Annotated in this window: 10 protein-coding genes; 8 read left to right on the top strand and 2 right to left on the bottom strand. The window is 73.1% G+C overall.

What is annotated here, in order from left to right:
• Positions 1-104 precede the first annotated feature (104 nt).
• From Q2K20_RS02440 to Q2K20_RS02475, 8 genes are all read left to right on the top strand, one after another.
• Complete coding sequence (locus Q2K20_RS02440) at positions 105-392, top strand: ArsR/SmtB family transcription factor (RefSeq protein ID WP_269529388.1); 288 nt, start codon at positions 105-107, stop codon at positions 390-392.
• Positions 393-439: 47 nt separating this feature from the next.
• Positions 440-1597, top strand: coding sequence for an XdhC family protein (locus tag Q2K20_RS02445; RefSeq protein ID WP_317176612.1), 1158 nt, complete (start codon positions 440-442; stop codon positions 1595-1597).
• 128 nt (positions 1598-1725) lie between these two features.
• Entirely contained in the window at positions 1726-3099 is a 1374-nt protein-coding gene (locus Q2K20_RS02450; protein WP_317176613.1) for a DUF6986 family protein, read from the top strand.
• A complete protein-coding gene (gene allB, locus Q2K20_RS02455; RefSeq protein ID WP_096906808.1) occupies positions 3096-4481 on the top strand; it encodes an allantoinase AllB in 1386 nt (461 codons plus the stop codon). The genes Q2K20_RS02450 and allB overlap by 4 nt, the downstream gene beginning before the upstream one ends.
• Positions 4478-5533 carry an allantoicase gene (gene alc / locus Q2K20_RS02460; protein WP_061228883.1) on the top strand — a complete coding sequence of 352 codons (1056 nt, stop codon included), beginning with the start codon at positions 4478-4480 and terminating at the stop codon, positions 5531-5533. Before allB ends, alc begins: the two co-directional genes overlap by 4 nt.
• 154 nt (positions 5534-5687) lie before the next feature.
• Entirely contained in the window at positions 5688-6752 is a 1065-nt protein-coding gene (locus tag Q2K20_RS02465; protein ID WP_317176614.1) for an isopenicillin N synthase family dioxygenase, read from the top strand.
• Positions 6752-7546, top strand: coding sequence for an alpha/beta fold hydrolase (locus Q2K20_RS02470; RefSeq protein ID WP_061228881.1), 795 nt, complete (start codon positions 6752-6754; stop codon positions 7544-7546). The genes Q2K20_RS02465 and Q2K20_RS02470 overlap by 1 nt, the downstream gene beginning before the upstream one ends.
• A 173-nt stretch (positions 7547-7719) precedes the next feature.
• Positions 7720-9270, top strand: coding sequence for a SidA/IucD/PvdA family monooxygenase (locus tag Q2K20_RS02475; protein WP_096907485.1), 1551 nt, complete (start codon positions 7720-7722; stop codon positions 9268-9270).
• An 11-nt stretch (positions 9271-9281) separates the two neighbouring features.
• On the opposite strand, the gene Q2K20_RS02480 is transcribed toward Q2K20_RS02475, so the two are convergent.
• Both Q2K20_RS02480 and Q2K20_RS02485 read right to left on the bottom strand, forming a co-directional pair.
• Complete coding sequence (locus tag Q2K20_RS02480) at positions 9282-10916, bottom strand: HNH endonuclease signature motif containing protein (RefSeq protein WP_254050605.1); 1635 nt, start codon at positions 10914-10916, stop codon at positions 9282-9284.
• A 439-nt stretch (positions 10917-11355) separates the two neighbouring features.
• Positions 11356-11970 (bottom strand): helix-turn-helix domain-containing protein, encoded by a 615-nt coding sequence (locus tag Q2K20_RS02485; protein WP_067713561.1) that lies wholly within the window; start codon positions 11968-11970, stop codon positions 11356-11358.
• Positions 11971-12079: the final 109 nt, after the last annotated feature.

Consider the following 12079-nt stretch of genomic DNA (forward strand, 5'->3'; position numbering starts at 1 on the left):
CTCCTACCCACGGGAGATACGTGTCCGGTCGGACATCTAGTGCGCCCGAGCGTAGAGGCGGAATGTGTCGCGGCTGTTACGGAGGAACCGATGGACGTGAACCGATGGACGTGAACGACTGGGCCGCGCGCTTCGACCTGCTCGCCGACCCCACCCGCCTCGGTCTCCTGGCGCACATGCACCACGCCGGGCCGGGCTTCGCGACGGTCTCCGACCTGGCCGACGCCGTCGGCATCACCCGCAACGCGGCGTCCCAGGCGCTGCGGATCCTGCGCGACCAGGGCTGGGTCAGCGCGACGCGCGACGACGCCGACGGTCGCATCGTGCGCTACACCCTCGTCGACGATACCGTGCACCGGATCCTGCACCTCATGGGCGCGCGCCACGACTGAACCCCGGCGGTAACACCTCGGCAATGTGACCTCGCCATCCTGAGCGCATGGACATCCCCGTCGCCGAGACCCTGGCCCGCTGGCGCGCCGCCGGCGTCGCGTGTGCGCTGGCCCGGGTCGTCGCGACGGGCGGGTCGGCGCCGCTGGCCCCGGGCACCGCGATGGCGGTCTCCGCGACCGGCGAGGTGGTCGGCGGCGTCTCCGGCGGTTGCGTGGACGCGGCGGTGTACACCCTGTGCGAGCAGGTCATCGCCGACGGCCACCCCGCCCTCGCGCGCTTCGGCCCCGACGACGACGAACTCCCCGACCCCCTCCTCGACGTGGGCCCGACCTGCGGCGGATCGCTCGAGGTGTTCGTCGAACCCCTCGCCCCCGCGGCACCGCCGGGCCCCGCGCCACCGCCGGGCCCCGCGCACCCCGTTGACCGACTGCTCGCCGCCGCGCGCGAGGGCCACGCCGTGGTCGCGGCCACCGTTCTGGACGGCCCGTGCGCCGGGCAGTGGATGGTGGCGGGGGGAGACGGCGGCACAGGGGTCGACGACGACGAGGCCCCGCCCTGGGCCGGCGGGCCGGTGGCCGCGGCGATCGCCGAGGGGCGCGGAACCGGCGTCATCTTCGCCGACCCTGCCGCCGCCCCTGCCGCCGACAGCGCTGCAGACGGCGCCGCCCTGCCGGCCCGCGCCTTCCTGCACCGGCTCGACCCGCCGCGGTTGCTGGTGTTCGGCGCGACCGCGTTCGCCGAAGCCCTCGTACCGATGGGTGCGCAGCTCGGGTACCGGGTGACGGTGTGCGATGCCCGACCGGTGTTCGCCGCCGCCGAGCGCTTCCCGGCGGCCGCCGAGGTGGTGCGGCGGTGGCCGCACCAGTACCTCGCCGGGACCCGCGTCGACGTCTCCACCGCGATCTGCGTCCTCACCCACGATCCCAGGTTCGACATCCCGCTGCTGGTCGAGGCGCTGCGGACCCGCGCCGGGTACATCGGCGCGATGGGCAGCCGACGCACCCACACCCAGCGGATGACGGACCTGCGCGCGGAGGGGGTCCCCGAGGCGGGGCTGCAGCGCGTGCACTCGCCGATCGGGCTGGACCTGGGCGCGCGAACTGCCGCGGAGACCGCGCTGTCGATCGCGGCCGAGCTCGTCGCCCATCGCCGGGGCGGGACCGGGGCACCGCTGGTGGGGATGGATGCCGCGATCCACCGGTGAGCGCCGTCGGGCGCATCCATTCGCGGCGTAACACGGGGGACACGCGTGGGTGACCATGGCGGAACCGTGCGTCGATAGACAGGTGTAGCGGGCGGGTCGCGCCCACCCCCTCGTTCCCAGGAGTACGCGTGAACCCACTCCCCACACCGGACCCGGTCGTCGGCCCGGACCCGGACGTCGTCCTCGCCGGCGTCGACGCCCGCCTCGCGGCCCACGACGCCGAGCAAGCCGAGCTGTTCCCCGGGCCGCCCACCGGTCGCCAACCCGTCCACACCCTGTACCTGCCCGCGGATCGCGTGCACGCCGGGATTGTCAGCGAAGTGGGCGCGGTCGCTCTCGCCGCGTTCGACGAACACCTGCCGGACCCCGCTGCCCTGCAGAGGGTGTTCAGGGGAGCCCAGGTCAGCGGTGATTCCGGCGGTGGCGATCTGGTGGCCCCGGCGGACGCCCCCGCGATCCACGCGTTGGTCCGGGCCAAGCTGGAGGTTGAACCGGTCGAGGACCTGCGCATCGACTTCGAGGACGGCTTCACCCAGCGGGATGTGCCCCCCGGGAGGCGGGACCGCGACGAGGACGGGCATGTGGACCGGGTGCTGGCCGAGGTGATCACCCGCTGGTCAGGGCGGTCGTCGTCGCCGCCGTTCTGGGGCGTGCGGTTCGGGTCCCTCGACCCGGCCACCCGCCGCCGGGGTGTCCTCACGTTCACCCGCGTGGTCGCCGGGCTGGCCGCCGCACCGGATCGCGACGCGCTGTTGGCGGGGTTCCGGCCCACCCTGCCCAAGGTGACGTCCGTCGACCAGGTGCGCGCGATGGTCGGGATCTGCCGCGACCTCGAAGCGGCGTGCAGCCTGCCGGAGCGCGCCTTGCGGTTCGAGATCCAGATCGAGACCCCGCAGTCGATCTGCGCCCCCGACGGTTCGGCACTGGTCGCCCGGCTGATCCACGCCGCCGACGGGCGCTGCATCGGTGTGCACTACGGCACCTACGACTACTCGGCCGCCTGCGGGATCGCCGCCGAGTACCAGGCCATGGACCACCCGGCCGCCGACCACGCCAAAGCCGTCATGCAGGTCGCGGCCGCCGGCACCGGGGTGGCGCTGTCCGACGGCTCCACCAACCGGCTGCCCGTCGGCGACGCGGAGGCGGTGCGCGCGGGGTGGCGTCTGCACGCGCGGCTGATCGACCGGTCACTGCGCCGCGGCTTCTATCAGGGCTGGGACCTGCATCCCGCGCAGCTGGTGTCCCGGTACGTGGCCACCTACGCCTTCTACCGGCGTTCGGTGCCGGCCGCGTGCGCGAGGATCGCCGCCTACCTCGGCACGGGCCCGGACGCCGGATACCTCGACGAACCCGCCACCGCCCGCGCCCTGGCCGACTTCTGCGTCCGCGCACTGGACTGCGGGGCCGTCACCGCGGACGAGATCACCACCCGCGCCGGCGTCGATCGCGCCGACCTGGCCGCGCTGACACGCCCGGGAACCGACCATGAGGAGAGCAGATGACCCACCCCGACCTGGTGATCCGGGCCCACCGGGCGATCGTCGAAGGTGCCGAGCGGGAGGCCCTCGTCGTCGTCGCCGACGGCACCATCACCACCGTCGACGTGGCCCCGGGCGCACTCGACCGGGCACCCACCGGCGCCCACACGGTGACCCTGGCCCGCGACGTGGTCCTGCTGCCCGGCCTGGTCGACACCCACGTGCACGTCAACGAACCCGGACGCACCGACTGGGAGGGCTTCGCCAGCGCCACCCGCGCCGCGGCCCGCGGCGGCGTGACGACCCTGATCGACATGCCCCTCAACTCCAGCCCCGTCACCACCGGCCCCGCCGCGCTCGACGCCAAACTCGGCAGCACGGTGGGCAAACTGCACGTCGACACCGGCTTCTGGGGCGGCGCGGTGCCGGAGAACCTCGGCCGGCTGCGTGAACTGTGGGACCGCGGCGTGTTCGGGTTCAAGTGCTTCCTGCTGCACTCCGGGATCGACGAGTTCCCGCCGCTGGACCCGGCGCAGATGCTCGCGGCCATGGCGGAGATCGCGTCGTTCGACGGCCTGTTGATCGTCCACGCCGAGGACGCCGGGACCATCGACGCGCAGCCCGCGCCGTCCGGGCCGGCATACGCCGGGTTCCTCGACTCGCGGCCCGTGACGGCGGAGGTCCGCGCGGTGGCGCAGGTGATCGACGGCGTCCGGCGCACCGGGTGCCGCGCGCACATCCTGCACCTGTCCGCCGCCGACGCACTGCCGCTGATCCGCGCCGCCAAGGCCGAGGGGTTGCCGATCACCGTGGAGACGTGCCCGCACTACCTGTCGCTCTTCGCCGAGGAGATCCAACCCGGTGCCACCCACTACAAGTGTTGCCCGCCGATCCGGGAGGCCGGCAACCGCGAGGGACTGTGGGAGGGGCTGCGCGACGGGACCATCGATCTGGTGGTCTCCGACCACTCCCCGTGCGTGCCCGAGCTCAAGCGGTTCGACACCGGCGACTTCGGTGAGGCGTGGGGCGGGATCGCCTCCGTCCAACTGGGCCTGCCGATAATGTGGTCCGAGGCCCGGCGCCGGGGGATGGGGCTGCCCGACGTGGTGCGGTGGATGGCCTCCGGGCCCGCCGCGTTCGTCGGCCTTCCCGACCGGGGGGCTATCCGTCCCGGCGCCCGCGCGGACCTGGTGGTCCTGGCCCCCGACGACGCCTTCGTGGTCCTGCCCGAGCGGCTGGAGCACAAGAACCCCGTGACCGCCTACGCCGAACGGGCCCTGGCCGGCGTCGTGCGCGAGGTCTACCTCGCCGGCCACCGCGTGGACCTGGACCGCCCGGCTGCGGGCCACCCGGTGCTCCGCCCCATCCCTTCCCTGGCCTCGTCCAGAATGGAGACCCCCGCATGACCGCGACCCCGTCCACCACGCCTGACTTCCTCACACTGCCGGATCTGGCCTCCCGCACCCTCGCGGGCGCGGTCGTCCACGCCGACGACGAGTTCTTCGCCGAGAAGGAGAATCTGCTCCTGCCCGGCGAGCCGGTCTTCGACCCGACCCTGTTCGGGCACAAGGGCAAGGTCTACGACGGTTGGGAGAGCCGTCGCCGTCGAACGCCGGGCGAGGACGCGGCGATCATCCGGCTCGGGGTGCCGGGCGTGGTCCGCGGCGTCGTGGTGGACACCGCCTTCTTCCGCGGCAACTACCCGCCGCAGGTCGCCCTCGACGGTGCGTGGGTCGAGGGCTACCCGGACGCCGAGCAGCTCGCCGCGGCATCGTGGCGGCCGCTGGTCCCGCCGTCCCCCGCGCAGGGCGACACCCGCAACGCCTACGCGGTGGCCGACGAGACGCCCGTGACCCACGTGCGGCTGCGGATGATCCCCGACGGGGGCATCGCCAGGCTGCGGGTGCACGGCGAACCCGCGCCGGACCCCCGGTTCCTGGCGGGCACAGTCGACCTGGCGGCGGCGGAGAACGGCGGGCGGATCGTCGACTGCTCCGACCTGTTCTACTCGTCACCGGCCAACATCATCGCCCCCGGCCGCTCCCGCCACATGGGCGAGGGCTGGGAGAACGCCCGCCGCCGCGACGACGGCAACGACCACGTCACCATTGCCCTGGCCGGCCCGGGCACGGTCGATCACGTGGAGATCGACACCTCCTATTACGTCGGCAACGCCCCCGGATCGGCGTCCCTGCACGGCATCCGCAGGGCCGAGGACCTCGACCGCCCCGAGACCTGGGTCGAGTTGGTGCCCCGCACCCCGCTGCAGCCCGATTGCCGCCACCGGTTCCTCGTCGGGGCCCCCGCCGGCCCCGACACTCCCGGCACAGACCCCGACCCCGTCCGGTTCGTCCGCATCGACGTCTTCCCCGACGGCGGCATCGCGCGACTCCGGGTGCACGGGCGGCTCACGGCGGACGCGCTCGAGGCGATGGCCGCCCGGCTCCCGCGGAGCTGACCGTTAATACGGTGGTCACACGCGGGTGACGGCGACGGAACCCGCCCTCGGTAGACATGGTCGTGCACCGGCCCCCACCCCGCGTGGTGGGCGCCGCGGCCCGGCACACCGGCCCCCGTCACCTCGGCCGGCCACTCCGCCACAGGAGAAGCTCATGACCACTGATCACCCCGGTCTCCACGTCCCCACGGTGGACCTGTCTCCCTACGTCGTCGGCGGGTCCTCCGACGACCGCGCGCGGGTCGCCCGCGAGATCGACGAGGCCTGCTCGACCGTCGGGTTCATGCAGATCGTCGGACACGGCGTGGCACCCGCGGTCATCGACGGTCTGGCCGGCGCGATCGACGACTTCTTCGCACTGCCCCTCGAGGCCAAGAAGGCCTACCGCGTGGACGGTGCGAACCGCGGGTACAGCCCGCCCAGGAGCGAGTCGCTCAGTTTGAGCCTCGGGGTGGAGTCCGCGGGGCGGATGAACGACTTCTTCGAGGCGTTCAACGTGGGGGTCGAGGCACGCTCGTTCATCGGTCTGGACCTGTCGGAGGACGACTACGGGATCAACGTGTGGCCCGATCTCCCCGGTGGCCGGCGGCCCGGTTTCCGCGAGCGGGTCGATGCCTACTTCGCCGAGGCCTCCCGTGTCGCGCGCACGCTCACCCGCGTCTTCGCCGACGCCCTCGGCCAGCCCGCGGGGTACTTTGAGCAGCTCACCGACCACTCGATCGACGTTCTCCGCATGGTCAACTACGCCCTCGACGAGGGGCCCGTCTCGCTCGACGGCGAACTCAAGGGAATGGGCGAGCACACCGACTTCGGTCTGGTCACGGTCCTGTGGGCCGACCGGGTTGCCGGTCTCCAGGTCCTCGGCACCGACGGAGGCTGGCACGACGTCCAGCCCGTGGAGGACGGCCTGCTGGTCAACCTCGGCGACCTCACCGCGCGGCTGACCAACGACCGGTGGATGTCGACCCTGCACCGCGTGGCGCCACCGATCGTCGACGGCCGCATCGTCCGCCGCCGCTCTGCCGCGTTCTTTCACGACGGCAACGTCGACGCCGTGGTGGCCACCCTGCCCGAGTTCGTGGGCACCGACGGCGACGCCTACGAGCCCGTCACCGTCCGCGAACACATCGCAGCCAAGCTCGCCGGGTCCCGGCACGGCAAGGCCAATACCGCGGCGGTTCGCGAGGCGGCCCGGGTCCTGGCGGCGTCGGCCCGGTAATGGAGGTCGACACCGTGACGGACGTGGTGTTGGTCCACGGCGCGTGGGCCGGCGGCTGGGTGTGGGACACCGTCACCGGTCCGCTCCGTGCGGCCGGCCTCCGCCCCCATGTGGTCGACCTACCGGGCGTTGGCGGCGACGACGACGAGGTGGTCGACCTCGACACCCTGGCCGACCATGTCTCGGCACTCGTGCGGCTTCTCGAACGACCCGCCGTTCTCGTGGGGCACTCCGGCGGCGGGGTCGTGGTGACCCGGGTCGCCGAACTGATTCCGGACCGGGTCGCCGGGGTCGCCTTCGTCGCCGGGATGATGCTGCCTTCGGGGGTGGACTTCGCGCAGCTCTGCGCCGGGATCGGCCTGCCCACGGATGTGGGGATCTCCCGGTGGCTCGAGTCGAGCGCCGATGGTCGCGAGACCTCGGTCCCGCCCGAGGCCGCGGCGGCGGTGTTCTTCCACGATGCCCTGGAGGGGGAGGCGATCGCTGCCGCGCGACGGTTGCGTCCGCAGCGGGAGAGCGCCCGGCTGATCTCCGCCGCCTGGACCCCTGCGCGCTTCGGCGCCCTGCCGCGGTTGTACGTCGAAGCCACCGGGGATCGCACCGTGCCGATCATCGCGCAGCGACGCATGCAGCAGCTCACCCCTGGTGCCCGGGTGGTCACGCTCCACACGGGCCACGTCCCGCAGCTGTCCGCACCAGGCCCACTGTGCGCGGCGCTGGCGAGCTTCACGCGGGACGTCGCCGCCGGCGACGCGGATCGGCCGGCGCGCCACATCGCCCTCACGTCGGCGTAACACGGCGGAAAAGCGCTGGTGTCAGACTCGGAGGCGACACCGCGGCGGTGCGGTCGGCCCAGCCGACCCGGCCGCCGGGCGACCGACGCCCCGGCGGCCGAGTCATCAGTCAGGCAGCGGCGCGGTGTCCGCCCGGGCACAGGACCCGGGTCCCGATGCCGCAGGAGACGTCCATGACCTCCGTGATGCCCGACGCGCCCACGCTGCCCACTCCGGGCGACACCAGCCCCGCCACCGCGGGCCGCAGCCCCCGTCGTCTCGCAGACGCCGACGCCAGGCTGGCCGCGCTGACCGCGCGCGTCCGCGAGGACATCGCCACCACGAGCCATGCTCGCGACTGGATCCCGCGCGAACCCGGATGCGCGCAACTCGATGTGCTCGTCATCGGAGGCGGTCAGGCCGGACTCGGCGCCGCCTTCGCCCTCGGACGTCAACGGATCGACCGGGTCCTGGTGGTGGATGACGGGCCCGCCGACCGGGTGGGCTGCTGGGACCGCTACGCACGCATGCACACCCTGCGCAGCCCCAAACACATGCGCGGCATCGAGTTCGACGTCCCGTCGCTGCACGTTCGCCGCTGGTTCGAGGCGGTCTACGGCGAGCAGGCGTGGCAGGAGATCGACCTCGTTCCGCGCCTGGACTGGAACGACTACCTGCGCTGGTATCGCGAGGCAGCGGGGATCGAGGTCCGCCACGAGACGCAGGTGACCGCCGTGCACCGCCCCGCCACGGCGGATGGCCCGTTCGTCGTGGAGGTGGCCGCCGCCGGCGGTGCCACCCAGACCGTGACCGCCCGGCGGATCGTGTTCGCCCTCGGCCTCAGCGGCGGCGGCGGACAGCGGGTGCCGGAGATGGTCCGTGCGCTGCCGCGCGAGCGCTGGTTCCACACCGAGGACCCGATCGACTTCGAGGCCCTGCGCGGCCGGCGGGTCGCCGTCCTGGGCGGCGGAGCCTCCGGGTTCGACAACGCCGCCACCGCGCTCGACCACGGCGCCGCGCGAGCGGAGGTGTTCATGCGGCGGGACACCGTCCCGGACTCCAACCCGCTGCGGTGGATGGAGTTCCCCGGCATGCAGGAACGCTTCTACGACCTCGACGATCGCGCGAAGTGGGACTTCACCCTGTTCAGCGGGGGCTTGCCGCAGCCGCCGACCCAGCACACGGTGTGGCGGTGCTTCGCCCATCCCGACTTCGCACTGCGCACAGGCTGTGCCTGGGACTCGGTCGCGGTGGTCGACGACGGCGCGGGCGGGACCGAGCTCGCCATCGTCACCCCCGCCGGCCGGTTCCACGCCGATGTGGTGATCGCCGCGACCGGGTACGAGGTCGACCTGCGACTGCGCCCGGAGCTCGCGGAGTTCGTCGACGACATCGCCCTGTGGGCCGACGTGCACGACTTCGCCGCCGGCCACCCGGCAGGACGCAACCCCTACCTCGGACCGGGTTTCGAGTTCACCGAACGCCGACCGGGCTCCGCGCCCTGGGTGACCAGGCTGCACCACTTCTCGACCGGCGCGCGCACGTCCATGGGCGTCACCGGAAACCAGCTGTCCGGCATCTACGGAGGTGTTGGTCGCATCGCGGGGGCGGTCACCACCGCGATCACTCGCGAGAACTGGGACCGCCTCGCGGACGACTTCGCGGGCTTCGAGTTCCGCGAGGTCCGGTCGATCGGCCCGCACCGCCCCGACGACGGCTGGTACCCGACGAGACCCCGCTACTGACGGCCCCGCCATCAGAACGGCGGCTCATCATCGAACGCCGAGGACCGCGGCTGGTCCTGCTGGGGCCGGTCATCCTGCGGGGGAGCCGAGCGCGGCGGGCGCCCTGACCGGGGTTCCTGTTGACGATGGTGCGCCTGGGCCCGCAGTCTGCTGCGCTCCGCCGCGCGGCGGTGACGCAGGTGGGGGCGCCTCCTCGACGCCGGTGAGCCGCTGCCGGTCCTGCCGGCTTCGGCCGCGTCCTGCTGCCGTCGGCTGGACTCCGGATGCCGCGGCGGGGCGAGCGCGGCCAGCGGTCCACCGGGGGCCGTCGTGATGCGCGTTCCCGGATCCGCCTCCGGGTGATTGGGGCCGTGGAGCCAGACGTAGGTTCCGTCGATGTCCCGGTAGTAAGCCCAGATTCCCTCGGTCTTGAGTCGGTGGTGGAAGCGGCAGAGGGAGCCGAGATCATCGGACGTGGTGTGCCCGCCGCACTCCGGGTTGTCATGGTCGAACGGGATGATGTGGTCGAGGTCGGTCTTCTCGGCCGGCGTCTGGCACCCGGGGAAGACACAGGTGCCGTCGCGGCCCTTGCAGAAGCGTGCCAACGCCTCGGAGGGCGTGTACCGCCGGGCCGCGTAGCAGTCGGGGTCCGCGAGATCTGCCAGTGAGTCGATCCGGCGACGAGCGCTGCGCTCCAGCTGGTCGGCGGTGTGACCGGTGATCGGCCCGTAGCCGGCCAGCGTGAGGCCACGGTTGTCCGGACTGCCGTCGTCGTAGGCGTAGATGGTCACCCGCCGAGCGGCCGCCTGTCCGTCCGGGTCACCGGGGTGTTCGCCGTCGACGTCGGGCAGGCAGGCCCACCCGCGACTCAGCGCCAGTAGGCCCGCGGCACGCAACTCACCGAGAGAACGCGGGTCGTCCTCGGAGGCGGTGCGCGCGAGGGCCTCGATACGGTCGGCGATCTCCACGGCGGTCTCCGCGGTGAGGTGCGCTGTGATGAGGGCCCTGTCGTCGGCCAGCGGCACCATCTCGACGTCCTGGTCCCGCCGCGCCTCCCTCGCCCTGGCGTCGGCCCCGACCGGGTCGCACGCCGAGACGGTCTTGGTGAGCATCTTTCGTAGCGGGCCGAGTCTCGGCGGGTGTGTGCGGCGCCTGGTGGGAGCCAGTGCCTCACTGATCCGCCTGTCGAGTTCGGGCATGAGCTCATCGGAGACCATCGCGGTCTCCTCGGCGATCGTGTGGGCGGCGAGGATGCCGATCCATCCGGTCGCGAGCAGGGCCGCGGTACGGGGGAGCCGCTCGGTCAACTCGACCGCGGTGGTGACCAGACGCGAGGCGCCGTGCCGGGACAACGCCATCGAGGCGCTGACGATCGAGGCGGCGGTCTCCCACGGGTCCCGGTGGCGGTCGCGCTGCCCCGCGACCCGGACGCAATCGTAGGCGAAGGCGACGGTGCGTCCCTCGGCCGCGTTGATCAGGCGTTGGGCGAGATATCCGCGCTGTTGATGTGGATCCCACCGGGCGTAGGCCTCCGGGACGATCACGTCGACGGCGGGACCGGTCGCTGTGGTGAACCCCTTAGGCGGCACGAACGGGTCGGGGGCATCGGGGACGATCGCCGCATGGGAGGCGGAATCATGGGCGTCGGACTTGGAGGTGCTCGTCATGGTTCGACCGTATGTTCTAGGTCTGACATCGTGGGCAGGGAGACTGGATCGAACACGCGAGCGAGTGTCATCTCATTACGGGGAGATGCCCGGCCTCGTCGTCGTCGCTGATCACCGCGGCGCCCGCTGACCTGGGGTGCCCTGCGCACCCTCCGCAGGGCACCGCAGGTAGAGGGCATGCGTGGTGCGGGCGGTCTCGGGGGGGTCCGGGTCCGGGTCCGGCTTCTGGTTCGGTGAAGGGTGTGGCGCCGTGGGCGGTGCACGGTCTTGGGTGCTCTGACCTGGGGTGCCCTGCTCGGCCCCCGCAGGGCGCCCCAGGTCGGCGCGCGAGGGAGGGCGCCGGGGCGGGGATGTCCCAGGGCAGTGAGGTGGGTGGTCGTGGTGGTCGTACTGGTCAGGCGCAGGTCGGGCGGCCCGGTCGCGGTCAACCCGGTCGCGGTCAACCCGGTCGGGCGACGATGAGGCACGCCTCGCCGCCGTCGGGGACGTACCACCGGTGGGGGAGGGTGCCGTTGTACCTCGCGACGTCGCCCGCCTCGAGTCGGGTGAGCGAATCGCCGACCTCGAGCAGGACGGTGCCCCGGGTGATGTAGAGCCATTCCTGGCCGGGGTGTTCGAAGAACCGGCCCGGGACGTGGTTGGTCTCCACGAACTCGAGGAACTGCGTGCCCCCCGGGCCTCCGGGCAGGAGTCGGGTGTGACCGCCGACCGTGCCCTCCGCACGGGTCAGGGTGGCGCCCTCGGTGGAGCGCTGGACGTCGACCCGGTCGGAATGGGCCGGGTCCCGGCCGGAGTCTCCGGGTCCGCCGGTGTCGGAGGCCCCGCCGGCGGTGACCGCGTCGAGGAGGTGGGCCTGGGTGGTGCCGAGGGCGTGGGCGAGACCCTCGAGCGTGGACATGCTGGGCGCCGCCTTACCGCGCTCGATCTGACTGAGGAAGGGCTGCGAGATCCCGGCCTGGTCGGCCACCTCGACGAGCGTCAGTCCGAGTTGGCGGCGGTGGTGCCGGATGCGCGCGCCGAGACGGTCCAGCGAGTCGCCTCGTGCGGTGGTCATGGGGCCTCCCTTGCGGTCGGGGCGGGTCGGGTCGGGGGGGGGGGGGGGGGGGTGGGGGGGGGGGGGGGGGGGGGGGGGGGGGGGGGGGGGGGGGGGGGGTGGGGCGGGG

Origin of the sequence: Dietzia sp. IN118, assembly GCF_032905965.1 — a bacterium.
GTDB lineage: Bacteria > Actinomycetota > Actinomycetes > Mycobacteriales > Mycobacteriaceae > Dietzia > Dietzia kunjamensis.